Origin of the sequence: Actinomycetospora soli (genome assembly GCF_021026295.1) — a bacterium.
In the GTDB taxonomy this organism is placed as follows: Bacteria; Actinomycetota; Actinomycetes; order Mycobacteriales; family Pseudonocardiaceae; genus Actinomycetospora; species Actinomycetospora soli.
This window is the reverse complement of sequence record NZ_JAJNDA010000007.1, coordinates 21,469-47,623: the sequence shown is the minus strand read 5'-3', so window position 1 is coordinate 47,623 and position 26,155 is coordinate 21,469. Positions and strand designations below refer to the sequence as shown.

General features: G+C 75.5%; 28 protein-coding genes and 1 pseudogene. 16 read left to right on the top strand and 13 right to left on the bottom strand.

Going from position 1 to position 26,155, the window contains the following annotated elements; all coding sequences use genetic code 11:
- Positions 1-22: 22 nt before the first annotated feature.
- Genes LN037_RS13075 through LN037_RS13050 form a run of 6 tightly spaced genes read left to right on the top strand, consistent with a single transcriptional unit; the run spans position 23 to position 4,772 of the window.
- A complete protein-coding gene (locus LN037_RS13075) occupies positions 23-997 on the top strand; it encodes a zinc-dependent alcohol dehydrogenase (RefSeq protein ID WP_255694119.1) in 975 nt (324 codons plus the stop codon).
- Positions 997-1,395 carry a 6-pyruvoyl trahydropterin synthase family protein gene (locus tag LN037_RS13070; protein ID WP_230753089.1) on the top strand — a complete coding sequence of 133 codons (399 nt, stop codon included), beginning with the start codon at positions 997-999 and terminating at the stop codon, positions 1,393-1,395. Before LN037_RS13075 ends, LN037_RS13070 begins: the two co-directional genes overlap by 1 nt.
- Positions 1,392-2,390 (top strand): glycosyltransferase family 4 protein, encoded by a 999-nt coding sequence (locus LN037_RS33550; RefSeq protein ID WP_230753087.1) that lies wholly within the window; start codon positions 1,392-1,394, stop codon positions 2,388-2,390. The genes LN037_RS13070 and LN037_RS33550 overlap by 4 nt, the downstream gene beginning before the upstream one ends.
- A complete protein-coding gene (locus tag LN037_RS13060; RefSeq protein WP_230753084.1) occupies positions 2,348-3,169 on the top strand; it encodes a class I SAM-dependent methyltransferase in 822 nt (273 codons plus the stop codon). The genes LN037_RS33550 and LN037_RS13060 overlap by 43 nt, the downstream gene beginning before the upstream one ends.
- The gene (locus tag LN037_RS13055) at positions 3,166-4,176 is read left to right on the top strand and encodes a lysylphosphatidylglycerol synthase transmembrane domain-containing protein (protein WP_230753081.1); all 1,011 of its coding nucleotides are present in this window, start codon (positions 3,166-3,168) and stop codon (positions 4,174-4,176) included. The genes LN037_RS13060 and LN037_RS13055 overlap by 4 nt, the downstream gene beginning before the upstream one ends.
- 5 nt (positions 4,177-4,181) lie before the next feature.
- Positions 4,182-4,772 carry a histidine phosphatase family protein gene (locus LN037_RS13050; RefSeq protein WP_230753079.1) on the top strand — a complete coding sequence of 197 codons (591 nt, stop codon included), beginning with the start codon at positions 4,182-4,184 and terminating at the stop codon, positions 4,770-4,772.
- Here the strand turns inward: LN037_RS13050 and LN037_RS13045 are convergent.
- Positions 4,757-5,320 (bottom strand): dihydrofolate reductase family protein, encoded by a 564-nt coding sequence (locus LN037_RS13045; RefSeq protein WP_230753075.1) that lies wholly within the window; start codon positions 5,318-5,320, stop codon positions 4,757-4,759. The genes LN037_RS13050 and LN037_RS13045 overlap by 16 nt on opposite strands.
- Before the next feature lie 78 nt (positions 5,321-5,398).
- Between LN037_RS13045 and LN037_RS13040 the strand changes: the two genes are divergently transcribed.
- Positions 5,399-5,899 carry a putative immunity protein gene (locus tag LN037_RS13040; RefSeq protein WP_230753073.1) on the top strand — a complete coding sequence of 167 codons (501 nt, stop codon included), beginning with the start codon at positions 5,399-5,401 and terminating at the stop codon, positions 5,897-5,899.
- Positions 5,900-6,091: 192 nt separating this feature from the next.
- Positions 6,092-7,951, top strand: coding sequence for a Na+/H+ antiporter NhaA (nhaA, locus tag LN037_RS13035; RefSeq protein WP_230753069.1), 1,860 nt, complete (start codon positions 6,092-6,094; stop codon positions 7,949-7,951).
- On the opposite strand, the gene serA is transcribed toward nhaA, so the two are convergent.
- Positions 7,948-9,153 (bottom strand): phosphoglycerate dehydrogenase, encoded by a 1,206-nt coding sequence (gene serA, locus LN037_RS13030; protein ID WP_230753066.1) that lies wholly within the window; start codon positions 9,151-9,153, stop codon positions 7,948-7,950. The two genes, nhaA and serA, sit on opposite strands and share 4 nt — an antisense overlap.
- 191 nt (positions 9,154-9,344) lie before the next feature.
- On the opposite strand from serA, the gene LN037_RS13025 reads away from it, so the two are divergent.
- A complete protein-coding gene (locus LN037_RS13025; protein WP_230753064.1) occupies positions 9,345-10,112 on the top strand; it encodes a PfkB family carbohydrate kinase in 768 nt (255 codons plus the stop codon).
- 6 nt (positions 10,113-10,118) lie between these two features.
- Here the strand turns inward: LN037_RS13025 and LN037_RS13020 are convergent, their stop codons facing one another.
- Both LN037_RS13020 and ligD read right to left on the bottom strand, forming a co-directional pair.
- The gene (locus tag LN037_RS13020; protein WP_230753062.1) at positions 10,119-11,057 is read right to left on the bottom strand and encodes a methionyl-tRNA formyltransferase; all 939 of its coding nucleotides are present in this window, start codon (positions 11,055-11,057) and stop codon (positions 10,119-10,121) included.
- Positions 11,058-11,090: 33 nt separating this feature from the next.
- A complete protein-coding gene (gene ligD, locus LN037_RS13015) occupies positions 11,091-12,149 on the bottom strand; it encodes a non-homologous end-joining DNA ligase (protein ID WP_230753059.1) in 1,059 nt (352 codons plus the stop codon).
- 27 nt (positions 12,150-12,176) lie between these two features.
- Here ligD and LN037_RS13010 point away from each other — a divergent pair, with 27 nt between their 5' ends.
- Together LN037_RS13010 and msrB are read left to right on the top strand one after the other, a co-directional pair.
- Positions 12,177-12,479: a hypothetical protein gene (locus tag LN037_RS13010; RefSeq protein WP_230753057.1), complete on the top strand. Its 303-nt coding sequence runs from the start codon at positions 12,177-12,179 to the stop codon at positions 12,477-12,479.
- 19 nt (positions 12,480-12,498) lie between these two features.
- Positions 12,499-12,918 carry a peptide-methionine (R)-S-oxide reductase MsrB gene (msrB, locus tag LN037_RS13005; RefSeq protein ID WP_230753053.1) on the top strand — a complete coding sequence of 140 codons (420 nt, stop codon included), beginning with the start codon at positions 12,499-12,501 and terminating at the stop codon, positions 12,916-12,918.
- Position 12,919: 1 nt separating this feature from the next.
- Here the strand turns inward: msrB and LN037_RS13000 are convergent, their stop codons facing one another.
- The 5 genes from LN037_RS13000 to hemE are packed head-to-tail and all read right to left on the bottom strand — an operon-like array spanning position 12,920 to position 18,341.
- Positions 12,920-14,302: a DUF2252 domain-containing protein gene (locus tag LN037_RS13000; RefSeq protein WP_443611896.1), complete on the bottom strand. Its 1,383-nt coding sequence runs from the start codon at positions 14,300-14,302 to the stop codon at positions 12,920-12,922.
- Between the two features lie 39 nt (positions 14,303-14,341).
- Positions 14,342-15,082, bottom strand: coding sequence for an SDR family oxidoreductase (locus tag LN037_RS12995; RefSeq protein WP_230753051.1), 741 nt, complete (start codon positions 15,080-15,082; stop codon positions 14,342-14,344).
- Entirely contained in the window at positions 15,079-15,768 is a 690-nt protein-coding gene (hemQ, locus tag LN037_RS12990; RefSeq protein ID WP_230753049.1) for a hydrogen peroxide-dependent heme synthase, read from the bottom strand. Before hemQ ends, LN037_RS12995 begins: the two co-directional genes overlap by 4 nt.
- Before the next feature lie 45 nt (positions 15,769-15,813).
- Positions 15,814-17,241, bottom strand: a complete 1,428-nt coding sequence (gene hemG / locus LN037_RS12985; protein ID WP_230753047.1) for a protoporphyrinogen oxidase — start codon at positions 17,239-17,241, stop codon at positions 15,814-15,816.
- Positions 17,238-18,341, bottom strand: coding sequence for a uroporphyrinogen decarboxylase (gene hemE, locus LN037_RS12980; protein WP_230753046.1), 1,104 nt, complete (start codon positions 18,339-18,341; stop codon positions 17,238-17,240). Before hemE ends, hemG begins: the two co-directional genes overlap by 4 nt.
- Before the next feature lie 106 nt (positions 18,342-18,447).
- Between hemE and LN037_RS12975 the strand changes: the two genes are divergently transcribed.
- The 3 genes and pseudogenes from LN037_RS12975 to LN037_RS12965 all read left to right on the top strand — a co-directional run.
- A complete protein-coding gene (locus LN037_RS12975; protein ID WP_230753043.1) occupies positions 18,448-19,053 on the top strand; it encodes a DUF3000 domain-containing protein in 606 nt (201 codons plus the stop codon).
- A 637-nt stretch (positions 19,054-19,690) separates the two neighbouring features.
- Complete coding sequence (locus LN037_RS12970) at positions 19,691-20,386, top strand: response regulator (protein WP_372460436.1); 696 nt, start codon at positions 19,691-19,693, stop codon at positions 20,384-20,386.
- A gap of 53 nt (positions 20,387-20,439) precedes the next feature.
- Positions 20,440-21,633: pseudogene (locus LN037_RS12965) on the top strand (HRDC domain-containing protein); the annotation flags it as partial.
- Positions 21,634-21,764: 131 nt separating this feature from the next.
- On the opposite strand, the gene LN037_RS12960 reads toward LN037_RS12965, so the two are convergent.
- The 3 genes from LN037_RS12960 to LN037_RS12950 all read right to left on the bottom strand — a co-directional run bounded on the left by LN037_RS12960 (position 21,765) and on the right by LN037_RS12950 (position 23,613).
- On the bottom strand, positions 21,765-22,982 hold the full coding sequence (locus LN037_RS12960) for a sensor histidine kinase (protein ID WP_230753041.1): 1,218 nt from the start codon (positions 22,980-22,982) through the stop codon (positions 21,765-21,767).
- Between the two features lie 45 nt (positions 22,983-23,027).
- Entirely contained in the window at positions 23,028-23,213 is a 186-nt protein-coding gene (locus LN037_RS12955) for a hypothetical protein (protein WP_230753039.1), read from the bottom strand.
- 100 nt (positions 23,214-23,313) lie between these two features.
- Positions 23,314-23,613: a hypothetical protein gene (locus LN037_RS12950; protein WP_230753036.1), complete on the bottom strand. Its 300-nt coding sequence runs from the start codon at positions 23,611-23,613 to the stop codon at positions 23,314-23,316.
- A 198-nt stretch (positions 23,614-23,811) separates the two neighbouring features.
- On the opposite strand from LN037_RS12950, the gene LN037_RS12945 reads away from it, so the two are divergent.
- Positions 23,812-24,720 (top strand): beta-keto acid cleavage family enzyme, encoded by a 909-nt coding sequence (locus LN037_RS12945; RefSeq protein WP_230753034.1) that lies wholly within the window; start codon positions 23,812-23,814, stop codon positions 24,718-24,720.
- An 81-nt stretch (positions 24,721-24,801) separates the two neighbouring features.
- The gene (locus LN037_RS12940; protein WP_230753032.1) at positions 24,802-25,434 is read left to right on the top strand and encodes an OmpA family protein; all 633 of its coding nucleotides are present in this window, start codon (positions 24,802-24,804) and stop codon (positions 25,432-25,434) included.
- Here the strand turns inward: LN037_RS12940 and LN037_RS12935 are convergent.
- Entirely contained in the window at positions 25,421-26,152 is a 732-nt protein-coding gene (locus tag LN037_RS12935; protein WP_230753030.1) for an alpha/beta fold hydrolase, read from the bottom strand. The two genes, LN037_RS12940 and LN037_RS12935, sit on opposite strands and share 14 nt — an antisense overlap.
- Between the last annotated feature and the right edge of the window lie 3 nt (positions 26,153-26,155).

Here is a 26,155-nt window from a genome sequence, read left to right as displayed (position 1 = left end):
TCCGAATCGCGTTGGAGGAACCCTGTACTCCGCCCGCTCGTTCCGCGTGCTCCGTCCTGGGGAGAGCGCGATCGTCGACGTCGACCTCCCGCCGCCCGGACCCGACGACGTGGTGGTGCGGACCCGCTGGTCGGCGATCTCGCGGGGCACCGAGCTGCTCGTGTACCGGGGCGGGGTGCCGGCCGGGCAGGCGGAACGGATGCGTGCGCCGTTCCAGGTCGGGGACTTCCCCGGCCCGGTGACCTACGGCTATCTCGCGGTCGGCGTGGTCGAATCGGGGCCGGCGGAGCTCCTCGGCCGCGACGTGTTCTGCCTGCACCCGCACCAGACGCGGTTCGTCGTGCCGGCCTCCGCAGTCAGCGTGGTGCCCGACGACGTGCCCGCCGGCCGGGCGGTGCTCGCGGGCACCGTGGAGACCGCGGTGAACGCGCTGTGGGACGCGGGCCCGCGGGTCGGTGACCGGATCGCCGTCGTCGGGGCGGGCATGGTCGGGTGCTCGGTCGCGGCGCTGCTCGCCCCGATCCCGGGCGTGGAGGTGCAGCTGGTCGACGTCGACCCCACGCGGGCCGAGGTCGCGGCGGCGCTCGGGGTCGGGTTCGCGGCTCCGGAGGACGCGCGCGGCGGGTGCGACCTCGTGGTCCACACGAGCGCCACCCAGGCCGGCCTCGCCCGCTCGTTGGAGCTGCTCGGCGTCGAGGGCGAGGTGATCGAGATGTCCTGGTACGGCGACCGGCCGGTCTCGGTGCCGCTCGGCGAGGGGTTCCACGCGGGGCGGCTCGCAGTGCGGTCCAGCCAGGTCGGGATGGTCTCGGGCGCCCGCCGGGCGCGGCGCACGTACGCGGACCGGATGACGCTGGCGCTGCGGCTGCTCGCCGACGAGCGGTTCGAGGCGCTGATCACCCGCACCGTGCCGTTCGAGTCGCTGCCCGACACGATGGCCGACCTGGCCGCCGGAGCACCCGGGCTCGCGGTGCGCGTGCAGTACGGAGGCAGCTGATGTTCTCGGTCACCGTCCGCGACCACGTCATGGTCGCCCACAGCTTCCGCGGCGAGGTCTTCGGTCCCGCGCAGGCGCTGCACGGCGCGACCTTCGTCGTCGACGCCACCTTCCGGCGCCGGGAGCTCGACGCGGACAACATCGTCGTCGACATCGGGCTCGCCACCACCGCCCTCGGCGCCGCGCTGGCGGACCTGCGCTACCGCAACCTCGACGAGGTCGACGAGTTCGCCGGCGAGAACACCACGACGGAGTTCCTGGCGCGGGTGATCGCCGACCGGCTCGTCGCCGCGATCCACGCGGGCGAGCTCGGTGAGGGCGCCCGGGCGATCGGGACGGTCGCGGTGGAGCTGCACGAGTCCCACGTCGCGCGGGCGGGGTACGAGCGCTCGGTGTGAGCGTGCACATGGTCGTCCCCGACGACCTCGACGCGGTGCCCAGCGGCGGCAACGTCTACGACCGCCGGGTCCTCGCGCTCTCCGGGTGGCGCGAGCACCGCGTGCCGGTCGGGGACGCCGCCGCGCTCGACGCGGCGCTCGATGCCGTTCCCGACGACGCGTCGGTGCTGGTGGACGGCCTCGTCGGCGGCTCGCTCCCGGCCGTCGCCGCGGCGCACGGCGAGCGGGTGCGGCTCGTCCCGCTCGTGCACCTGCCCCTCGCCGACGAGCGCGGGCTCTCCCCCGCCCGCGTGCGGCGGCTGCGCGACCTCGAGACCGCGACCCTGCGCCACGCGAGCGCGGTGGCGGCGACGAGCCGGTGGACGGCGCGGCAGCTGGCCGCGTTCGGGGTCGAGGCCGAGCGGGTCGTCGTCGCTCCTCCCGGCAACGACCCGGCGTGCACCGCCCCCGGTTCAATGGTGGCCGGTGGGCGCCCGCGCCTGCTCTGCCTCGGGGCGCTGACGCCGACCAAGGGCCAGGACCTCCTCGTCGCCGCGCTCGCCCGGCTGCGCGACCGGGAGTGGACCTGCGCGCTCGTCGGGCCGCTGTCGCGCGACCCCGGGTTCGTGGTGCGGCTGCGGGCGGCGGTCGTCGCGCACGGGCTCACGGACCGGGTGTCCGTGCTCGGCCCGCGGACGGGCGCGGCCCTCCACGCGCTGTGGGCGACGACCGACCTGCTCGTCGTGCCGTCGCGGACGGAGACGTTCGGCATGGTCGTCACCGAGGCGCTCGCGCGCGGGGTGCCGGTGCTGGCGGCCGACGTGGGCGGGATCCGCGAGGCGGGGCCGACCGCCTTAGTGCCCGCTGAGAACGTTGGTGCGCTCGCCGGAGCCCTGCAGGACTGGCTGGTGGATCCGGTGCGGCGGAGCGGGTGGAGACTCTCAGCCCACGGACGGCGAGGCACGCTGCTGCCGTGGACCTCGACCGTGGACCGACTGCGCCTCGCGCTCGACTGAGCGAACCCGGCTCCCCCGTCTGCACCCCGGACTGGCTGGCGCTGCGCGAGCCCGCGGACCACGCGGCCCGCTCCGAGACGCTCGCCGCGGCCCTCGACGACCGGCTCGCCGGGCACGACCTGCTCGTGGTGCGCGACCTGGGGTGCGGGCTCGGGTCGATGGGCCGGTGGCTCGCGCCGCGGCTGCGGGCGCGGCAGCAGTGGTTCGTCCACGACCGCGACGCCGACCTCGCACGGCGGGCCGCCCTCTCCCTCGCCTCCCTGCCGGTCCCGGCCACCGCCGTCGTCGGGAACGTGGCGGACGTCGACCTGACCGGCACGGACGTGGTGGTCTGCTCGGCCCTGCTCGACCTGCTCACGGCGGCCGAGATCGGGGCGCTCGCGGAGGCCTGCGCGACGGCCGGCGCGGCGGTGCTGTGCACGCTGTCGGTGTCGGGGCGGGTGCGCTTCGACCCGGCCGATCCCGACGACGCCCGGATCGCCGCCGCGTTCGACGCCCACCAGCGGCGGGACGGCCTCGCGGGCCCCGACGCGCCCGACCTGATCGCCGACGCGCTCGCCCGCGCGGGATTCGTCGTCCGGCGGGAGCCGTCGCCCTGGCGCCTCGCCGGCGGGAGCGCGGCGGGTCGGCCGCTCGCGGAGGAGTGGCTGCGCGGCTGGCTGGACGCGGCGGCCGAGCAGGACCCCGACCTGGACGTCGACGCGTACCTCGCCCGGCGCCTCGCGGCCCCGTTCACGGTCGAGGTCGGTCACGTCGACGTGCTGGGGCTGCCGCGGTGAAGGTGGTGAAGCTGCTGGTCGGGGCGCTGCTGGTGGGCGCCGTCGTCGTGCACCTCGGGACGGGGCCGGTGCTCGACGGGCTCCGGGCGGTGTCGGTGGAGGCGGTCGTCGCGGCTCTCGGGCTGGGATTGGTGACGACGGCCGCGTCGGCCGCGCGGTGGTGTCTCGTCGCGCGCGGGGTGGGTCTGCGGCTCGGGTTCGGCCGGGCCCTCGCCGACTGCTACCGGGCGCAGTTCCTCAACTCGGTGCTCCCCGCGGGGGTGCTGGGCGACGTGCACCGGGCGGTCGACCACGGTCGCCGCAACGCGGACGTCGCACGGGGGGTGCGGGCGGTGGTGATCGAGCGGGTCGCGGGGCAGGTGGTGGTGATCGCGGCGTGCGCGGCTCTGCTGCTGGTGCTGCCCGGGCCGGTCCGGGACGTGGTCGACCCCGCCGCCGTGCTCGGGGTGCTCGCCGTCGTGGCGGCCGTGGCGCTCGGTGTGGTGCCCGCGCTCCGTCGCCGGTCCTCGGTGGTGGTCCCGGCGCAGCGGACCGGCTCGGCGGACGGATCGCGGGCCCACGGTGCTCTGGCGGCCCTCGGTCGGGACCTCCGGGCGGGCCTGTTCGCGCGGCGGACCGGGCCGGGCGTCGTCGTGCTGTCCCTGGTCGCGACGGCGGGGCACCTGGCGCTGCTCGCGGTCGCGGCCGGGCCCGTCGCACCGCTCGGGGTGCTGCTCCCGCTGCTGGCGTTGGCGCTGCTGTCGATGGGCCTGCCGGTCAACGTCGGCGGGTGGGGGCCGCGGGAGGCCGTGACGGCCGCCGCCTTCGGGGCGGCCGGCCTCGGCGCGGCGACCGGTCTGACGGCGGCCGTGACCTACGGCGTGCTGGCGCTCGTCTCGTGTGCGCCGGGTCTCGGGGTGCTCCTGCTCGGGCGAACGGCGTTGGCCCGTCCGGTGCAGCGGGAGGCGACCGGCACGCGGAACTCCACTCGCCTCACGTTTCGGACACGCCCCGCGTCAGTAGCGTGAGCGCGATGCTCATCCTCGTGCGCCACGGCCAGACGCAGGCGAACCGGCACGGGCTCCTGCTCGGGCGCGCCGACCCGCCGTTGTGCGAGGCGGGGATCGAGCAGGCCGCGGTCCTCGCCCGGGGGCTCCCGCGGCCCGCGCGGCTCGTCTGCAGTCCGTTGACGCGGGCCCGGCAGACGGCGGCGATGGTCGGGGTGCCGGTGGAGATCGACGACCGGTGGATCGAGATGGACTACGGCGCCCTCGACGGCGAGCCCGCCTCCGCCCTCGACCCGGCCGGGTGGCAGGCCTGGCGCGACGACCCCCACCACGTTCCCGCCGGCGGCGAGTCGCTCGCCGCCGTGGGCGCGCGGGTGCGCGCCGCGTGCGCCGACCTCGCGGCCGACGCGGCGACGGCGGACGTGATGGTGGTCAGCCACGTGTCCCCGATCAAGGCGGCCATCGCGTGGGCGCTCGGGGTCGGGGACGAGGTGGCGTGGCGGATGTGGGTCGAGGACGCGGCGGTGTGCCGGATCGACACCTCCGGCTCCACCCCGCGGCTGCTCGCCTTCAACGACCACGCCGTCCACGCGGGAGCGCTTCAGCCCCTGCGGTAGGTGCAGACGAGGGTGCCGGTCGCGGCGGTGACGGCCTGGACGAGCTCGAGACCCCGACTGTTCCCGCCGCGCGGGAAGATCGACTTGCCGCCGCCGAGCAGGACCGGCTCGATCATGAGGCGGTACTCGTCGACCAGGTCGGCGTCGACCAGCTCACGGACGACCGACGGGCTGCCCATGACGAGGAGGCGACCCTCGCCGGTGGGGACCGACCGGGGGTCGTCGATCACGGTGGAGTTCGCCCAGGCGCTCGCATCGGTCAGGGTGCGGCTCACGACGTACTTCGGGATCGCGTTCATCCGGTCGGCGAAGGGGTCGCCCGCCTGGGCCGACCACGCCGGACCCGACACCTCCCAGGTCCGGCGACCGAAGAGCATCGCGTCGGCCGAGGCCAGGGCGTCGTTCCAGGCCGCGCCCATGACCTCCGGGTCGAAGTACCGCATCGACCAGCCGCCGTGGGCGAACCCGCCGTCGCGGTCCTCGTCGGGGCCGCCGGGCGCCTGGACGACGCCGTCGAGGCTGGTGAAGGCGGTGACGACGATGTGCATGATGTGCTCCTCGGAGATCGTGGTCCACCAGTGCGTCGAACGGGGGCGACGGTCTTCGACAGTCGATCGGAGGAATTCGTGATCCTCTCGACCGAGCGCGACCCGCGGCTCGTGACGATGCGGCGCGGCGGCACGCTCACCGACGAGGACCACCGTCTCCTGGCGCTGTGGGCCGCGGTCTGCGCCGAGCACGTCCTGGGCCTCTTCGAGGACGTCCGTCCCGACGACCGCCGCCCGCGCGAGGCGATCGAGGCGATCCGCGCCTGGGTCCGGGGCGAGCTCCGGATGATGGAGTCCCGGGCCTCGGGTGGCCACGCGATGGGCGCCGCCCGGAACCTGCGCGGCGCTCCCCGCTTCGCGGCCTATGCGGCGGGCCAGGCGGGAGCGGTCGCGCACGTCGCCGAGCACGACCTGGGCGCGGCCGCGTACGCGATCAAGGCGGTCCGGGCCGCCGAGGGCGACGACGCCGGCCGCGCGGAGTGCGCGTGGCAGCGGTCGCAGCTCCCGGCGCCGGTGCGCGAGCTCGTGCTGTCCGACCAGCGACGACGCAACGACCTGTGCTGGGGCGTCTTCACCTGACGGCGCCTAGAAGGGTCACGGTCGCCTTCGCAGCAACACCAGCGGCACCACGTCCACGAGAGGCACACGAGGCAGGAATCCGAGGCCCGGACCCTGCCCCACGTCACCCTCGCGGCCCCGAGCCCCGCTGGTACGACAATCACGCCCGAGCGACTCCCGCGCACGACCCGTCGTCGGGAAGAATCATCCCCGATGACCGATACCACCGTCCGTGGGCCCGGCCGGCTCCACGGCGTCCTCGAGCGCATCGCCGAGGCCCGACGCGGCGACTCGTCGGAGACCCTGGCCGCGGTGTTCCTGCTGGTCGCGACCCTGCTCGCGCTGATCTGGGCGAACTCGCCGTGGGCCTGGACCTACGACGTGTTCTGGCACGGCCGCATCGCCATCTCGATCGGCGGGGTCGGCATCGACCTGGACCTGCAGCACTGGGTCAACGACGGCCTGATGGCGCTGTTCTTCTTCGTCATCGGCCTCGAGGTCAAGCGCGAGCTCGCGATCGGCGAGCTGCGCGACCGGTCGCAGGCGATGATCCCGCTGGCGGCGTCGATCGCCGGGCTCGCCCTGCCCGCGGTGCTGTTCCTGCTGCTCAACCCCTCCGGCCCGGCCGCGGGGGCCTGGGGCGTCGTCATCTCCACCGACACGGCGTTCCTGCTGGGCGCGCTCGCGGTGGTCGGCCCGGGCCGGGCGGAGCGGCTGCGCATCTTCCTGCTGACGCTCGCGGTCGCCGACGACGTCGGGGCGCTGGCGATCATCGCGCTCGTCTACACCGACGAGCTGCACTGGATCCCGCTCGCGGTCGCGATCGTGGGGCTCGCCGCGGTCTGGCAGCTGCGCCGGCTGCAGGTCTGGCGCGGCGGCGCCTACCTGGTGGTCTCCCTGGTGACGTGGGTGGCGCTGCACGAGTCGGGCGTGCACGCCACGCTCGCCGGGGTGCTCATCGCACTGCTCCTGCCGGTCTACCCGCCGAAGCGCCGCGAGGTGGAGCGGGCGGCCGAGCTGACGCGGCGCTTCCGGCAGTCGCCGAACCCCGAGTACGCGCGCACGGCACGGCTGGGGCTCGACCGCGCGGTGAGCGTCAACGAGCGCCTCATGCGGCTCTACCAGCCCTACACCGCGTTCATCATCGTGCCGCTGTTCGCCCTCGCGAACGCCGGCGTCGCGCTCGACGGCCCGACCCTGCTCGCTGCGGCCACCTCGCCGCTGACCTGGGGCATCGTCCTCGGCCTCGTCGTCGGGAAGTTCCTCGGGATCAGCGGCGCGACGGCGCTCCTGCGACGGAAGCTCCCGCCCGGCCTGACGATGCCGCAGGTCGCGGGCGGCGCGGCGCTCTCGGGCATCGGCTTCACGATCTCGCTGTTCATCGTCGACCTCGCGCTCGACGACCAGCCCGAGCTCGCCGACCAGGCGCGGATCGGCGTGCTGGCCGCATCGGCGCTCGCGCTGGTCCTCGGCGCCGTCGTGTTCAAGGCGGCTCCGCAGCCGGAGGGCCCGTCGCTCGACCTGCTCCGCCCGGTCGACCCGCGCCGCGACCACGTCCGCGGCCCGGTCGACGCGCCGCTGACGATCGTCGAGTACGCCGACTTCGAGTGCCCCTTCTGCGGCAAGGCGACGGGCAGCATGCGACAGGTCCGCGAGCACTTCGGCGACCGGCTGCGCTACGTCTTCCGGCACTTCCCGCTCGACGAGTACCACCCCGACGCCCGGCAGGCCGCCGAGTTCGCCGAGGCCGCGGCCGAGCAGGGCCGCTTCTGGGAGGCGCACGACCACTTCTTCGCCCACGCCGACGCCCTCGACCGCGACAGCCTCTACGAGCACGCCGCCGCGCTGGGGCTCGACCAGGAACGCCTCGAGGACGACCTCCGCGACGGCGACACGGGCAACCGGGTCGCCGACGACGAGATCGACGCGCGGGTCAGCGAGCTGCCCGGCACCCCGACGTTCTTCCTCGGGGTCACCGGACGGACGCCGCGGCGCCTGGAGGGTCCGCACGACGCCGCGACCCTCATCGCCGAACTGGAGGCGATGGAGGCCGCGGCGCGGCAGCGCGACTAGACCTGGGGCTCCCAGAACCGCAGCCACAGCGTCTGCGGGGCCCGGTTGAGCTCGGTGAGCACGTGCTCGGCCAGCGGCTTGTCGGTGTCGGTGACGACGTAGCCCTGCTCGCCCCGGGTGGACAGGGCCTGCCCGATGACGTTGGCCCCGCTGTCGGCGAGGAGCCGGTTGAGGCCGGCGAGCACGCCGGGCTCGCTGGAGTGCAGGTAGCCCATCCGGTAGGCGCCGGGCGGGTTCGGAGGCATGACCTCGGGCAGGTTCACCGACAGCGCGGTCGACCCGCCCCCGACGAAGCCCAGCAGCTTCGTCGACACGAAGTGCCCGATCTCCTCCTGCGCCTCGGCGGTGGAGCCGCCGACGTGCGGGGTGAGGATGACGTTGTCGAGGCCGCGCAGCGGGGACTCGAAGGCGTCGCCCTGGGCCTTCGGCTCGACCGGGAACACGTCGATCGCCGCGCCCGCGATGTGGCCGGACTCGATGTTGGCCCGCAGCGCGTCGTAGTCGACGACCATGCCGCGCGAGGCGTTGATGAAGATCGCGCGCGGCTTCATGGCGGCGAACTGCTCGGCGCCGAACAGGCCGGCGTTCCCGGGGCGGCCGTCGACGTGGAGGCTGACGACGTCGGCCTCGGCCAGCAGCTCCTCGAGCGAGCCCTTGCGCGCGGCGTTGCCGTGCGCGAGCCGGTCGGCGGTGTCGAAGAAGATGACGCGCAGCCCGACGGCCTCGGCGACGTTCGACAGCTGGGTACCGATGTTGCCGTAGCCGACGATGCCGAGCGTGCGCCCGCGGATCTCGTGGCTGCCCTTCGCCGACTTGTCCCAGATGCCCTCGTGCATCCGCTGCGTCTTCTCGGTGAGCCGACGCGCGAGCGCGATGATCTCGCCGAGGACGAGCTCGACGACGCTGCGCGTGTTGGAGAACGGCGCGTTGAACACCGCGATCCCGCGCTCGGCGGCGGCGGCGAGGTCCACCTGGTTGGTGCCGATGCAGAAGCAGCCGACGGCGAGGAGGTCCTTGCCGGCGTCGAGCACCTCGGCGGTGATGGTGGTGTTCGAGCGGATCCCGAGCAGCGACACCCCCTCGAGCGCCTCGACGAGCTCCGGGCCGGACAGCGACCCGGGCCGGGCGTCGACCTCGAGGCCGGCGCGACGGAACGCCTCGGCGGCGGTGGGGTGGATGTTCTCGAGCAGGAGCACCTTCACCCGGAGCACCCTAGGCGCGTCCCCCGTCCCTGTCGGCCCCCGTCAGGGCAGCGCACGCCGCTGACCGGCGTAAAGACGCCGCGGGACGCGACGCAGGTCACGTTCCCCGGCCCCCGTCCCGACGACCGCTCGGGGCGGCAGATGCTCGACGATCATGACAAGCGGGTCCACCGCGGGCCAGGATGCCGCTCGTGAGCGAACCCGCTGGTGCTCCCGTCGTCGCCGTGGTCGGCGCCGTGCCCGGCACGGTCGCCGACGCCGCCGTCGCCGCCGTCCGGCTGGGGGCCGAGGTCCGGGTCGTCGGGACGGCGACCGACTCCCGCGCCCGCGACGACCTCGCCGCCGAGGGCGCGGACGTGGGCGCGGTGACCACCGACGACCACCTCGACGCCGACCCGGTCCGGCACACCCTGGAGGCGATCGGGGGGCTGGGCGCGGTCCTGGTGGGGACCGACCAGTCGGCGGCGGTCGTGGCGGCCGCCGTGGGCACGGCCGCGCAGCGCCGCGTCCCCTGCGTGCTCGACCCCGACCCGGTGATCCCGACGGTGCTCGGCCTGCTCGACCTCGGGGCGGTCCTCACCCCCGACGAGGGCGAGCTCGCCGACCTGGTCCGGCGGGGCGCCAGCCCGGAGGCGGCGCAGCGCCCGCCCGCGGAGGCGGCCGCGACCCTGCACTCGTGGAGCACCGCACCCGTCGTCGTGACCCTCGGGGCGGACGGGGTGCTGCTCGCCGCGGACGGCCGGGTCCGGCGACTGTCGGCGCACCCCGTCGAGGTGGTCGACCCCACCGGGGCGAAGAGCGCCCTGCTCGGGGCGCTCGCGACCCTGCTCGCCGCCGGTGAGGACCTCGAGGACGCCCTCGGGGTCGCCGTGGTGGCGGCCGGGCTGGCGGCGGGAGCGGCCGGGGGCCGGACGAGCCTCCCGACCGGGGACGCGCTGCAGGCGGCGCTGGAGGAGTAGGAGCGGTCAGCGGCCGACCGGGACCGGCGCGGTGAGCACCGCCCCGTCCCGCAACACCTCGCGTGGCGACGTCGACCGGCCGCCGAGGGTCAGCCCGAGCACGCGGACCCAGCCGTCCCCGGTGGCGACGTCGACGTGCTCGTCGTCGACCCGCACCCGGCCCGGCTCCGCGCACGCGGCACCGGGGGCGGCCGTAAGCCGCGGAATCCCGATCTCGCCCACCCGCGGTGCCGCGGCGCGGGCCGGGCCCCAGGGCGACGGGAAGGGCCGGTAGTCGAAGGCGCGGACGAAGGCGAGGACGTCCGCCGTCGGGAGGCTCCAGGGGATCCACCCGTCCTGCGGGACCTCGCGGCCGTAGTAGTGCCGGTCGGCGAGGTCCTGCGGGGCGCGCGGGACGGCGGCGGGGTCGTCGTCGAGCCGGTCGAGCAGGGCGCCGACGAGCTCGACGCCCTCCTGCGCGCAGCGGGTCGCGACGGACAGGCCGGTGTCGTACGGGGTGAGGTCGAAGTCGGCCCGGGCGACGACGTCGCCGGTGTCGATGCCCGGCTCCATCCAGTGCAGCGTGACGCCGTGCCGGGGCGCGCGGTGCAGCACCGCCCAGCTCGGGACGTTCAGGCCGGCGTAGGCCGGCAGCGGCCCCGGGTGGAGGTTGAACGCGCCGATCCGCGGGGCCGCCAGCACCTCGCGGCGGACGATCGCCAGGGAGTGCACGTTGAGCAGGACGTCGACGCCCAGCGCGCGCAGCTCGCCGGCCAGCGCCGCGTCCCGCACCCGCCGGGCCGGGAGCACCGGGGCGCCCGCTCCGGTCGCGACCGCCGCCACCGAGCCGCGCGTCGTCGGCGACGAGTCGGTCAGGGCGCAGACCAGCTCGTGGTCACTCGCGACCACCCGCCCGACCGCCCGGGCCCCGGCGGCCTCCTCCCCCACGAATGCGATACGCGCCACGCCCGCCAGGATAAAGCAGACGAATCGGACGGATCAGACCTGCTTGCCGGTGGTGTCCGCGCGCGCCTTCGAGGGCTGCACCCGCTTCGGCTCGCCGGGCATCTTGGGGTACTCGGGCGGGTAGGGCAGGTCGCCGACGCCGTGGTCACGCTGGTCGCGCTCCACCCACTCCAGCACCGTCTCCAGGCCGGCGGGCTCGTCGTGCAGACCGGTGTGGACGTCGCCGCGCTCCGCGTACAGGCCGGGCGCAGTGAGCACGGTGAAGTCGTCGGGCTCGGCGTCGGGGAGGTCCGCCCAGGTCAACGGGAACGAGACCGTCGCCCGCGGCGTGCCGCGCACCGACCACGCGGACGCGATCGTGCGGTCGCGGGCGGCCTGGTTGAAGTCGAGGAACACGCGCTCGCCGCGCTCCTCCTTCCACCAGTCGACGGTGGCCGCGTCCGGCAGCCGCCGACAGACCTCGCGGCCGATCGCGATGACGCAGCGGCGGACCGCGACGAAGTCCCACTCGGCCCGGATCGGGACCGTCACGTGGATGCCGCGGCCGCCGGAGGTCTTCGGCCAGCCCACGAGCCCGGCGTCGGTGAGGACCTCCCGCAACGTGGCCGCGACGACCGCGGCGTCGGCGAAGTCGGTGCCCGGCTGGGGGTCGAGGTCGATCCGCAGCTCGTCCGGGGCATCGACCTGCGGGCGGCGGACCGGCCAGGGGTGGAAGTCGAACGTGCCGAGGTTCGCGGCCCAGGCCAGGACGGCGGGCTCGGTCGGGCAGAGCACGTCGGCGGCGCGGCCGGAGGGGAAGCGGACCTGCACGGTCTCCACGTAGTCGGGCGCGCCCTTGGCCAGCCGCTTCTGGTAGAAGAACTCGCCGGTCACGCCGTCGACGAACCGCTTGAGGTGGGTCGGCCGGTCCCGGAGGACCCCGAGCAGGGGCCCGGCGACCGCGACGTAGTACTCGACGACCTGCCGCTTGGTGATCCCCGGCTCCGGGAAGTAGACCTTGTCGGGGTTCGAGACGCGCACCTCGCGCCCACCGACCTCGAGCTCCACCGCCGCCGACCGCGCCACGGCCGCGCAGGTTACCGTGACCGGCATGACGGCTGGGCGAGCGGAGCGACGGGCATGACCTGGGCTGCTCGTCCGGATCCGGCCCGCCGGTTCCACGACGACCTCGTCGGCCTCGACCCCGAGGACCCGGAGGCGCGCGCCTTCGCCGAGCACCTCGACCGCATGGAGCGGGTGCGCCCCATGTTCACCGTCGAGGGCGAACTCAACGGCGTGCGCGACTTCGCGGAGTCGGCCAACCGCAGCGGCGGCCTGCAGCGCTGGGCCGCGTGGCTGCTCGTGGTGCTGGTCCTGCTCGGCGCGGGCTACGTCATCTACGGCGTCCTGGAGTTCGTGCTGAGCACCTACCTCGGTGGATGAGCCGTACTAGCCTGGACGCATGAGCAGTGCGATCGGCAAGCCGAAGGTCGAGAAGTCCGACGCCGAGTGGCGGGAGCAGCTCTCGCCCGAGGAGTACCACGTCCTGCGCCAGGCCGGTACCGAGCGCCCCTTCACCGGGGAGTACGACGAGACGTTCACCGAGGGCGTCTACCACTGCCGGGCCTGTGACGCGGAGCTGTTCCGCTCCGAGACCAAGTTCGCCAGCCACTGCGGGTGGCCGTCGTTCTACGCGCCGTCGGGCGACGACAACGTCATCCTGCGCGAGGACTCGTCGATGGGGATGCGGCGCGTCGAGGTGCTGTGCGGGACCTGCCACTCGCACCTCGGCCACGTCTTCCACGGCGAGGGCTACGGCACCCCCACCGACGACCGCTACTGCATGAACTCGGTGTCGCTGCGCCTCGAGCCGAAGGCCTGAGTCACTCCGTCCCGCTGACGCCGGGGATCCGGTCGGAGCGGAACGCCTCGACGAAGCGCCGGTGGTCGTCCCGGACCACCTGCGCGTAGGCGTGCGCGAACCCGACGAGGTCGGCGACGAACTCGTCCTCGCGGCCCGCCACCACCTCCAGCACGGCGTCCTCGACCTGGAACCCGACGAGGTCGGCGTCCTCGGCGTCCCGGTCGGCCACGGCGTGCGCCCGCGCCGTGGCGTGGCCGAGGTACCCGAGGACCTGCTCCACGTCGTCGGGCTCGGTGACGTCGTCCCACTCCAGGTCCGCCTCGTAGGGCGAGAGCTCGGAGACGACGTAGCCGACGCCGCGCAGCTCGGTCCACCCCAGCAGCCGGTCGGCGTGGGCCTGCAGCGCCCGCTGGGACACCGCGGTCCGCTGCCCGTGGTGCACGAACGCCGAGGCGATGCGCTCGTCGGTGACCACGCGGCTCGGCGCCGCCACCACGGCCTGCTTCATGCTGATGACGACGTCGTTGTCGAGGGCCTCGTTGAACCCCTCGATGAGCACGTTGTAGGCGGGCAGCCCGGCGCTGCCGATCCCGAAGCCGCTGCGCCCGACGACGTCGACGACCTCGTAGGCCACGTCGGAGAGCCGCTTGTCGGCCGGGATGGTGTCGAGGTAGCGCCCGAACGCCTCGACCACCTCGGCGCGCTCGCCGTCGTCGAGGCGCCGGACGCCGGGGCCGGAGCGGAAGACGCGGTCGTCGCCCTCGATCTCGGTGACCCGCGCGAGCAGCGCCTCGCGGCTCGACTCCCGCGAGCGCTGCAGGGCGTCCCGGACGGCGCCGTCGACGCCGGAGCGCCGCAGCGCGTGGGAGAGCTCGCCGGCGTTGCCGTGGAACGACCGCAGCGCGGCCAGGTAGGCCCGCACGTACGTCGTGACCAGCGCCGACACCGTCTCGTCGGAGAACGCCTTCGACCAGCCCAGCAGCGCCACGCTCGCCACGAGCCGGCGCAGGTCCCAGGTGAAGGCGCCGAGGTAGGCCTCGTCGAAGTCGTTGAGCGCGAACACGAGCGCCCCGTCGCCGTCCATGTAGGTGCCGAAGTTCTCGGCGTGCAGGTCGCCCTGGATCCACACCCGCGAGGTCCGCTCGTCGGCCCACGGGTCGTCGAGCCGGACGACGTCGGCGTAGAACAGGCAGGCGCTGCCCCGGTAGAACGCGAACGGGTCGGCCGCCATCTTGCGGAACTTCGACCGGAAGGCGGCCGGGCTCGCCGCCATGAGGTCGGCGAACGCGTCGGTGAGGGTGTCGACGATGAAGCCGGTGCGGGCCTCGTCGTCGTCGGTCCCGAGGGCGGACAGGTCGGCGTGCTCGGTCTCGGCAGGCGCGGTCTCGGCGTGCTGGGTCACCGCGCCATCCTGTCGCGCCCGATCGGTCCCGGGTACTCCCTATTGTCCGCCGGAGATCCGCAGGGTCTGGCCCGTCATCCAGCCGCTCTCCGGCGAGGCGAGGAAGCGGACCAGGGGCGTGATGTCCTCCGGCTCGCCGTAGCGGCCCATCGGCCACGAGATCGGCGCGAGGTCGTTGTCGTAGTGCCTGCCGTTCTCGGCCGACATGTCGCTCGTGGTGCCACCGGGGGCGATCGCGTTGATCGTGATGCCCCGCGGCACGAGGTCGAGCGCGAGGACCTTGACCATCGCCTCGACGGCGGCCTTCGACCCGGCGTAGAGCGCGTGCCCCGGGACCGGGGTGGAGGCGGCGATCGAGGAGGTGCACACGATGCGCCCGCCCGGTCCCATGTGCGCGGCGGCGGCCTGGACCGCGAGCAGCTGACCGCGGGTGTTGACCGCGAAGACGTGGTCGAACTCCTCGGGCGTGATCGTGCCGAGCGCGCCGAAGTGCTCGATGCCGGCGTTGGACACCAGCACGTCGATCCCGCCGAGCAGCTCGGCCGCGCGGTCCATGAGCGCGGTGATTGCGGCCGGGTCGGCCATGTCGGCCCCCACGGCGTGGGCCTCCCCACCCGCGTCGGTGATCTCGGCGACGACCGCGTCGGCGGCCTCGGCGTTGCGGCCGTAGCCGACGACCACGCGGGCGCCCTCCGCGGCGAGCGCGAGCGCCTCGGCGCGGCCGATGCCGCGGCTCGCCCCGGTGACGACGGCCCGGGTGCCGGCGACGAGCCCGCTCACGAGAGGGCGAGCAGCGCGCCCGGCTCCACCCGGGGGCCGGTGAAGAACGGGATCTCCTCCCGCACGTGCCGGCGGGCCTCGGTGGCCCGCAGGTCGCGCATCAGGTCGACGATCCGGTCGAGCTGGTCGGCCTCGAAGGCCAGGATCCACTCGTAGTCGCCGAGCGCGAAGGCGGGCACGGTGTTGGCGCGGACTTCGGCGTAGCCGCGGGCGGCCTTGCCGTGGTCGGCCAGCATCTGGCGGCGCTCGGCGTCGGGCAGCAGGTACCAGTCGAGCGAGCGGACGAACGGGTAGAGGCAGAGGTAGCCCTTCGGCTCCTCCCCCGCGATGAACGCCGGGACGTGGCTCTTGTTGAACTCCGCCGGGCGGTGCAGCGCGGTGTTCGACCACACCGGCTCCGAGGCCCGCCCGAGCGTGGTGCGGCGCAGCGCGGTGTAGGTGGCCTGCAGCGCCTCGACGTCCTGCGCGTGCGTCCAGACCATCCAGTCGGCATCGGCGCGCATGCCCGCGAGGTCGTACACCCCGCGCACGACGACGCCCTTGGACTCCTGCTCGTCGATCGCCGCGGCGAACTCCTCGGCGGCGGTGCGCCGGTCGTCGGGGAGCTTCGCCTGGTCGGTGCGGAACACCGACCACATGGCGTAGCGGATCGTCGAGTTCAGCTCGTCGTAGTTCAGCCTGGCCACGGTCCCATCGTGCCACGCAGCCGCGAGGGGAGGATCCGAGCGCTCTTATGGTGCGAGGGTTCCCCTCGCGCCGGAAGACAGGTGCTCGACGATCCGCGCAGCGGCAGCATCCCCGGTCGCGAGACAGGCCGGCACCCCGACCCCGTGCAGCGTCGCGCCGGCCACCGCGAGCCCCGCCGGCAGCGCCTCGAGGCGGGCCACCCGCCCCGCGTGGTCGACGGCGTACTGCGGCAGGCCGCCGCCCCAGCGCGCGACCACCGTCTCGAGCGGCTCGGCGGTGAGGCCGAGCAGCTCGGCGAGGTCGGAGCGGGCGGCGGCGACCAGTTCGGCGTCGTCGCGCTGCAGCGCCTCGGGCTCCCCGTACCGCCCGATCGACGCCCGGACCACGACCGCCTCGGAACCCACGAGGTGCGGCCACTTCACCGACGACACCGTGACCGCCTTGATCGTCCACGGCGTCCCGTCCGGGCGCCGCTCCCCCGAGCCGATCAGCACTCCCGAGCGCGTGCCGAGGTCGGTGTCCGCGGGGAGGGCGAGCGCGACGACGGCGGACGACGCCAGCTCGATCCCCCCGGCCGCGGCCGACGCGTCCGGCACGACGTCGGCGAGCAGCCGGCGCAGCGCGGGCGCGGGCACGGCGAGCACCACCCCATCGGCGTCGAGGGTCTCGATCCCCGCCGGGCCCGCCACGACGACCCGCCACCCGGCCCCGCGGCGTTCCAGGGCCGTCGCGGTGCGGGCGAGCCGCACGTCCGCGCGGGCGGCGACGGCGAGGGCGGGCGGGAGGTCGGCGAGGGAGGTGCGCAGCGTCCCGAAGACCGGCGCGGGCGGCGTGGTGCCGGCGGGCAGCGCGCTGCGGGCGGCCGCCACCAGCGACGACGGGTCGCGGTCGAGCGCCGCGGCCAGCGCGGGCACGGTGGCGCGCACGCCGAGCGCGTCCGCGCGCCCGGAGTACACCCCGCCGAGCAGCGGGTCGACGAGCCGGTCGGCCACCTCGTCGCCGAGCCGGGCCCGGACGAGCCCGCCGACGCTGTCGTCCCCGGACCAGGCGACCGGCCCGAGCTCCGCGTCGGCCGCCAGCGCGGCGCGCCCCGCGTCGGACAGCAGCGCGCCGACGGCGGGCGGATCGGCCGGCACGCCCATCACGGTCCGCGGGGGCAGGGCGTGGGTGGCGCCACCCGCCCGCAGCCCCGAGGAGGCGCCGGAGGGGTGCACGAGGTCGTCGGCGAGCCCGAGCTCGACGAGCCGGTCGGACGCCTCCGGACGCCGGGCGAGGAACGCCTCGGCCCCGACGTCCACCCGCAGCCCGCCGAGGTCGACGGCGGCGAGCTTGCCACCCAGCACCCGCGCGGACTCGAGAACCGTGATCGTCGCGGCGTCGCCCACCGTGGTGCGCAGCCGGTGCGCGGCCGCGAGACCGCTCACCCCGCCGCCCACCACGACGACGTGCGGCGCGGCCGCCGCGGGGCTCACGCGCGCACGGGCAGGGAGTGCACCGTCTCGACGACGCGCAGCAGCGCGTCCGGGTCGGTCTCGGGCAGCACCCCGTGGCCCAGGTTGAACACGTGCGCGGGCGCCGCGTGGCCCTCCGCGACGATCCGGCGGACCTCGGCCTCGACGACCTCCGGGCCCGCGAACAGCACCGCCGGGTCGAGGTTGCCCTGCAGGACCTTCCCCGGCGCGCGACGGGCGGCGGCGTCCAGCGGGACCCGCCAGTCGACGCCGACGACGTCGGCGCCCGCCTCGCCCATGGCGCCGAGCAGTTCCCCGGTGCCCACCCCGAAGTGGGTGCGCGGCACGCCCGCGTCGGCGAGGCCCTCCAGGACCTTCGTCGAGTGCGGCAGGACGAGCCGGCGGTAGTCGCGCTCGGAGAGGGCGCCGGCCCAGGAGTCGAAGAGCTGCACCGCGTCCACCCCCGCCTCGACCTGCACCCGCAGGAACGTCAGCGTGAGGTCGGCGAGGTGGTCGAGCAGCGCGTGCCACGTGTCGGGCTCGGCGTGCATGAGCGCCTTCGTCCGCTCGTGGTTGCGGCTGGGGCCGCCCTCGACGAGGTAGGAGGCGAGCGTGAAGGGGGCGCCCGCGAAGCCGATGAGCGGCGTCGCGCCGAGCTCGCCGGTGAGCAGCCGCACCGTCTCGGCCACCGGCTCCGCCTGGGCCGCGTCGAGCGTCGGCAGCGCCGCCACGTCGGCCGCGGTGCGCACCGGGGCGTCGATCACCGGGCCGGTGCCGGCCACGATGTCCACCCCGATCCCGGCGACCTTGAGCGGCACCACGATGTCGGAGAACAGGATCGCGGCGTCCACCCCGTAGCGGCGCACCGGCTGCAGCGTGATCTCGCAGGCGAGGTCGGGCGTCAGGCAGGACTCGAGCATGCCGGTGCCCTGCCGGACGCGCCGGTACTCCGGCAGCGAGCGGCCCGCCTGGCGCTGGAACCAGACCGGCACGTGCTCCGGCGTCCCGCCCCGCGCCGCCGTCAGGAAGGCCGATCCGGGCAGGTCGCGCCGGCGGCCGGCCGGGCCCGTCGGGGCGCCCGGGGCGACGGGGTTCGGGTCGGGCTGCGTCGGCGCGCTCATGGTGGCTCCAGTCTGCCAGCCTGCGGCGACGCCCGTCCGGTCGGCGTGGCGGCCGCCCGGCGCGTCGGCCTCCCGCCCGGAGCGCGGGCGACCTACGCTCCCGCAGGTGACGGCACCCGCGACCGCCCCCGAGACGTTCCGCCGGGCCGTGGAGTCGCTCGCCGCTCTGCGCCCCCGCCCCGAGATCGAGCTGGCCGAGATGCGCCCGCCGCAGCGCCTGGCGCCGTGGTCGGCCGCCTGGAGCGCCGAGGTCGTCTCCCCCACCGCCCCGGGCGACCCGGAGCCCGAGGTCCTCGTCACGGGGCGGCTGGTGCTGCTGCACGACCCGGAGGGCCAGGAGGCCTGGGACGGCACGCTGCGCCTGGTCACCTTCGTCCGCGCCGAGCTCGACCCCGAGCACGCGAACGACCCGATGCTCCCCGAGGTGGCGTGGTCCTGGCTGACCGGCGCGCTGGAGGAGTCCGGCGCCGCGGCGACCGCCGTCGGCGGCACCGTCACGCAGACCTCGTCGGTGCGCTTCGGCGACATCTCCGGCCCCGCGCAGGTCTGCGACCTCGAACTGCGGGCGTCGTGGACCCCGGTGCTCCCCGACGACGCGGCGGACGCGGCCGACCTCACCGACCACGGCGGCGCCTTCACCACGGTGCTCGCCACCGCGGCGGGGCTGCCCCCGGTCGGGGTCGCGACCCTCGGCGCCCGCCGCCTCGGCTGACCGACCCCACCCGCCCCACCGGCCTCACCCGTCATCGGCACGTGCATCGGCCGGTGCGTTCGGGGAGTGGCGCGCGCGGGTGTGCGCGTTCGAGACGACGACGGTTCTGACGTCTCAAGTCGGGACCCGATGCGGTTCACCATTCAGCGAACTCTCAGCAGTTTCCCGGTACCACTGGTGCCGATTCGAGCATTTCCGCAGGTCGGCCCGCGCGTGCGGGCACTGCGGAGGGCGGGTGAACGCCCAGCAGCGAGCGGGTCACGGGCCGGACTCCGAACGCGGTCGTCGTGTTGCGTCCGTTACTCGGATGAGATTGGACCGATGAGCGCAAGAACGCTGCGGCGATCGGAGCCTTTGGCGACGCTGCGTCACATCGACTACACAGAGTGTCACTGACAGCACACGGAGAGTACGAGGGTCACACCAAGGAGTGACCGCGGAGCCGTAACGGGCGAAACTCCACCGAGCGAAGTTGGCCCTAATGCTCTCGTTAACTCGCCAGGGGGGATATGTTCTCTCGCGACGCACTTCCTCGGCCGTTCGGCGGCGCGGTCGGCGACCGGGGTTCCTGGTGTGTCCGTCGGGGGGCAAGACCGACTTCAGGGAGGTAGTTGACGTGGCTACCGTGGGCCCAGGCATGGCACTTCGCGGCGTCGCGAGTGGCCTGCTGCCACCGGCCATGGTCCCGCATCCGCGGGAGGAGATGTTCTCGGTGCTGGTGGTCGACGACCACCCGCTGTTGCGCGAGGCGATCGCGCAACGACTCACCTCGATGGGCGCGGGCACCGTCCACGAGGCGGCCTCGATCTCCGAGGCCAGGACCCGAGCACTCGCCTCCGGCCCGTGTGACCTCGCGATCCTCGACCTCGGTCTCCCGGACGGTTCCGGGCTCGACCTGATCGCGGAGCTGCGGGCGCAGGGCTGGAACCGCGTGGTGGTGCTGGCCGCATCGGACGACCCGTCCGCGGTGCGGGCGGCGTTCCAGGCGGGGGCGCAGGCCTATCTGCTCAAGTCCGCCTCGCCGGGCATCGTCACCGACGGCGTGCGGCGCGTGCTGGAGGGCGGCCTCTACGCCGACCCCTCGGTCGCCCCGCTGCTCGCCGCGGGCACCCGGGTGCCGGCGACCGACAACACCCCGCGGGAGCTCTCGGCCCGCGAGGTCGAGGTGCTGCAGCTGGTGGCCGACGGCCGCTCGAACAAGGAGATCGGGGAGGCGTTGAGCCTCTCGGCCCTCACGGTCAAGAGCCACCTCTCCCGCATCGGTCGCAAGCTCGGCACGGGCGACCGGGCCCAGATGGTCGCGCTGGCGATGCGAGCCGGCGTCATCCGCTGAGCACCGCACCGACCCCGGAGCCGCTCGGCGGGGGCGAGGAGCCCGGTGAGGACATCACCGAACTCCTCGCCCCCGCCGAGGGCGTTCCCGAGCTGATCACCGATCGGGACCGTCTCTCGGCGCTCGCCGACGACCTGGCCGCGGGCAGCGGTCCGGTCGCCGTCGACGCCGAGCGGGCCTCCGGCTTCCGCTACTCCGCCCGGGCCTACCTGGTGCAGCTGCGCCGGGAGGGCGCCGGGAGCGCGCTCGTCGACCCCATCGCCCTCGACGGCGACCTCGCCGTGCTCGGCGACGCCCTGCGCGGCGTCGAGTGGGTGCTCCACGCCGCGTCGCAGGACCTGCCGTGCCTCGCCGAGGTCGGCATGCGGCCCGACGCGCTCTTCGACACCGAACTGGCCGGCCGCCTCGCGGGCTACCCGCGCGTCGGGCTCGGCCCCCTCGCCGAACGGCTGCTCGGCGTGCGCCTGCGCAAGGGCTACGGCGCCGCGGACTGGTCGACGCGACCCTTCCCCGACGACTGGCTGGTCTACGCCGCGCTCGACGTCGAGCTCCTCGTCGCGATGCGCGACCTGCTCGCCGTCGACCTCGAGCGGCAGGGCAAGGCCGAGTGGGCCCGCCAGGAGTTCGAGGCCGTCCGCCTCGCCGGGCCACCGCCACGACGCGCGGAACCCTGGCGCCGCACCTCCGGGATGCACAAGGTCCGCCGCCCGCGGCAGCTCGCGGTGGTCCGCGCGCTGTGGGAGTCCCGCGACGAGCTCGCCGAGTCCCGCGACGTCGCCCCGGGTCGTCTGCTGCCCGACGCCGCGATCGTCGACGCCGCCCTGCGCGAGCCGGCCGACAAGGACGCGCTGACCGAGCTGCCGGTCTTCCGGGGCAGCCGCCAGCGCCGGCTGGCCGACCGCTGGTGGCGCGCGGTGCGGACCGGCCGCGGCCTGCCGGCCGACGAGCTGCCCGACCCCTCCCCCGCCGGCGACGGCCCGCCCCCGGTCAACCGCTGGGCGGACAAGGACCCGGACGCCGCGGCGCGGCTCACGGCCGCCCGCGCCCACCTGGCGGCGCTGGCCGAGCAGTGGGACACACCGGTGGAGAACCTGCTCCAGCCCGACCTCGTGCGCCGGCTCTGCTGGACCCCGCCCGCCCCGGCGGACGCGGAGGCCGTCGACGCCTTCCTGACGACGGGCGGTGCCCGGCCCTGGCAGCGCGAGCTCGCCCTGGACGGGCTGGTCGCCGCCCTGGCCGAGACCGCCCCGGCACCCGCGGACCCACCCGCCGTCCGGAACGGGACCCCGGGGAACGGGTCGGACGAGGACCCCGAGGGGACCCGTCGGTCACCGCGGCGGCGCCGGCGGCGCAGCACGAGCGCGGGCGGGACGCCGGCTCAGGTCGGGACGGTCACGCCGGTGTTCAGCGACCCCGAGACCTGACCGGGGAGCCCGACCCGCACGGAGAGACCGCCGCCGTCGACCGGTTCGGCGGACACGGTGCCCCCGTGGGCCCGGACCACCGCGCGCACGATCGACAGCCCGAGCCCGGAGCCGGGACCGACCCGGTCGGCGCCGCGGCGGAAGGGCTCGAAGAGGTCGGGGACCCGGGCCGGCTCGAGCACCGGGCCCGAGGAGCTCACGACGAGGTCGACCCGCCCGTCCACGCTGTCGGTGGTGACGGTGATCCAGCCGCCGTCGACGTTGTGCCGGACCGCGTTCTCGACGAGGTTCCCGACGACCCGCTCGAGCAGGGCCGCGTCGCCGACCACCACCGCGTCGGCGCCGGGACGGACCTCGACCCGCAGCCCGCGACCCTCCACCTCCGCGCGCACCGCGTCGAGCGCGCCGCGCGCGGCGAGGTCGAGGTCGACCGGCTCGTCGCCGTCGGACGCCCGCCGCGGCGCGGCCTCGGTGCGCGCGAGCAGGAGCAGGCCGTCGACGAGCCCCTCGGCGCGCTTCGTGGCGTCGCGCAGCACGGCGGCCATGCGGCGCAGCTCGTCGACGTCGGCGTCGGGATCGGCCAGCGTCACGTCGATCTCGGTGCGCAGCACCGCCAGCGGGGTGCGCAGCTCGTGGCTGGCGTTGGCGACGAAGCGGCGCTGCGCGTCGAACGCGGCCTGCAGCCGGTCGAGCATCTCGTCGAAGGTGTCGGCGAGCTCGGCGACCTCGTCGCGCGGGCCCTCGAGATCGATCCGCGCGTCGAGCGACTCGGCGGAGAGCCGGCGGGCGGTGGCGGTCACGTCGTGCACCGGCTGCAGCACGTGGCCGGTCAGCACCCACGACACCACGGCCGCGGCCAGCACCACGAGCGCGAACGCGATCGAGCCGACCTGCAGCACCTCCGACCGGGCACTGTGTCCGAGCGCGGCGGCGATCTCCCCCGCCGGGACGGAGACGCCGTCGACGAGCACGGGCGTCCCGGGGGCCAGGGTCGGGAGGCTGGCGGCGACCTCGCCGACGAGCATCCAGCCCAGCCAGAGGAGCAGGGCGCTCACGGCGGCGACGAGCCCGGTCGCGAGCAGTGTCAGCCGGACCCGCAGCCCGGGTCCCCGACGGCGGCGGGCCCGCGCGGGGCGCGCGGCGCTCCGGTCATCGCGACGCAACACGGTCACGGAGCCTACGACCGCGGGGGCAGCGGGGACGTGAAGGTCGCCGCGTCAGCGCGCCCACGCCCGGTACAGCGGGTCGCGCTCCAGCTCCGCGAGCACCACGGTGGTGACGGCGAGCGCGGCCCGCGCGGCCGTCGGGTCGTCCTCGTCGAGCCAGCGCCGACCGAGCTCGAGCTCCGCGTGCTCGTCGCCCTCGAGCGCCGCAGCGAACAGCGCGGTCACCTCGTCGCGCACGCCTCCCCCTCCCCACGAGCAGCGTCGGACGGCACAGACACCACGGGCCCGGCGCCGTGCCCCTCGTGGGGACGCGGCCCGGGCCCGGGTGACGACGCGACTAGTTGATCGCGTGGATCGGGGCCTTGCAGCTCTTGGCGATGCCGGCCGAGTTGCCGTGCTTCGCGTCCGAGCCGACCGGGACGCTCGCGGCGTTGTCCTGGACCGGGACCTGGACGCCGAGGGCGTTGACCGGCACGTCGTTGTTGCAGACGTTGACGGGGGTGTTGGGGGCGAAGTCGGAGGAGTTGACCAGGCCCTTCTGGACCGTGTCGCCGCCGTGCTCGTGCGCCATCGCCATGCCGGCGGTGGAGACGAGGCCCGAGCTGATGAGGGCGGACGCCAGGACGGCCTTGCGCATCATCGACATGATGTGGGGTTCCTCTCACGTGGGGAGCTTCCGGACGTCCACGAGGAGTGACCGTCCGAATACGTGTGGTGAACGAGCCCGAAGATCCGTGGGACACGGTTTGCGACACCCGTTCCGCCGAACGGGTGATCATGCCCGGCTAACGTGTCGTCTTCTGCCTGGTCAGACGGGTGCGGCATGCTCGGCGTCATGAGTTCCGCGACGCCGCCCGAGGCCGTGATCGTCGAGGTGGCCGTCAACGGCTCCACCACCCGCGAGGCCAACCCGCACGTCCCGCGGACGCCCGCGGAGATCACCGACGACATGCTGGCCTGCCTCGGCCGCGGCGCCGCGATCGCGCACAACCACAACGACGAGCCGATGTTCACCGCGGACGCCGTGCACTCCCCCGACCCCTACGTGCAGGCCTGGACGCCCGTCGTCGAGGCGCACCCGGACGCCCTGCTCTACCCCACGATGGGTGCCGGGGCGCGCGGGATCCCGGTCGAGCAGAAGTGGGCGCACGTCGAGGAGCTCGCCCGGCGGGGGCTCGGCGGGATGACGCTGGTCGACCCCGGCTCGGTGAACGTCGGGCTGCTCGCCTCGGGCGAGTGCGCCCCCGCGGCGGCCGCGGAGCCCTACCAGAACAGCATCGCCGACACCGAGTACATGTTCCGGCGCACCGGCGAGCTGGGCGCGGCACCGTCGATCTCGATCTTCGAACCGGGCTTCCTGCGCACCACCCTGACCCTGCAGCGCCACGGCCGGGTGCCGCGCGGCGCGATGGTCAAGCTGTACTTCGGGGGCGACCTGCAGTTCGGGCTGCCCCCGACCGAGCGGGCGCTCGACGCGTACGTCGAGCTGCTCGAGGACTCGGGTCTGCCCTGGTCGGTCGCGGTGCTCGGCGGCGACGTCGTCGGGTGCGGGCTGGCCGCACTCGCGCTGGAGCGCGGCGGACACGTGCGGGTCGGCCTCGAGGACTACGCCGGCCCGCGGACGCCGTCGAACGCCGAGCTGCTCGACGAGCTGCTGGAGCTGCTCGCGGCGTCCGGGCGGCGACCTGCCACGTGCGCCGAGGCGCGGGCGACGCTCGGCATCGGGGCCACCGCCACGTCGTAGGGTGTCGTGCCCCGGCGGGGCGGGCGGCACGGCGCCCCCCGGCGCGGCCGGAGCGGCGTCGACGCGCGGGAGGGACGAGCCATGAGCGGTCCGGAGCACGACCGTCGGCCGGCGGGTGCCCCTCCGGGCACGATCGGTGCGGCCACGACGACGCACCGGCGCCGCCGACCGCGGTGGGCGTGGCTGCTGCCGGTCCTGGTCGCCCTCGTGGTCCTCGTCGGGATCCTGCTGCTCACCGCACGCTGCGGGAGCGGGTCCTCCCCCGCCCCGGGCGGTCCGACGGCACCCGGGTCGGCGGCCGCCCCCGCACCGACGCCCGCACCGGCCCCCGCACCGGCCCCCGCACCGGCCGGGACCGGGGACGTCGCCGGGGTCGCCGACCGCGTCGCGCAGACCCTCGCGGCGTCGCCGATCACCTTCCGGGGCGACAGCGCCGACCTGACCGACACGGACACGCAGACCGTCGACCGGGTCGCCCGCGAGCTGGTCGCGGTGCCGGCGGCGCGCGTCACGGTCACGGGCTACGCCGCGCCCGTGAGCCGGGGTGTCGGCCCGGCCGCCCAGGAGCTCTCCGACCGACGGGCGGCGGTGGTGGCCGCGCGGCTCGGGGCCGCCGGGGTCGCGGCGGACCGGCTGCAGTCCCGCGGGGCGGGCGCGAGCAACCCGCTGCCCAGCACGGCCGCGAGCCGCCGCGCCGAGATCACCGTGTCCTGAGGCGGGCCACGAACGGGCCCGTCGCCGCGACGAGGTCGTGCGGGTGCGTGATCGGCACCATGTGCGCCCCCGCGGAGAGGGTCGTGGCGGTGATCCCGGGGCGGAGGGCGGCGAGGCGGTCGAGCCAGTCGGCCGGGGCGATGTGGTCGTCCGGGCCACGCACGAGCAGGACCGGGTGGGTGGTCGCCGCCAGGGCATCGCCGATCGCGTGCTGCCGGGCGCGCTCCATCGCCCGGGCGAAGGTGATCAGCCCGCAGTGGGTGTAGTCGCGGGCGAGCAGCGGCACCTGCCCCGCCCGCTCGTGCACGGCCGTGGCGAGCCAGCGGCCCGCGAGCCGGGGCCAGGTCGGCGCGCGGGGGTCGGTCGTCGGGCCGACGAGGACCAGGCCCGTGACGCGCTCGGGCGCGCGCCGCGCCGCCTCGGCGACCACCTGGCAGCTCGCGGAGTGCCCGAGCAGGACCGTGCGCCGGACCCCGAGGTCGTCCAGCCGGGCCAGCAGGCGTTCGGCGTTCGTCCCCGGGTCGAGCCGGTCGTCGCGGCGGGCGGGCAGCCCGTGGGCCGGCAGCGCGACCACGGCGGCGTCCGGACCGAGCAGGCGCGTCGGGGCCCGCCAGCCGTCGACCGAGAGGCCGTTGCCGGGGACCGCCACCACCGTCGGCGGCCCCGCCCCGCGCCGCAGGACGGCGGGCGGGGCGACCGGGACCCGACGGCGCAGCACGCC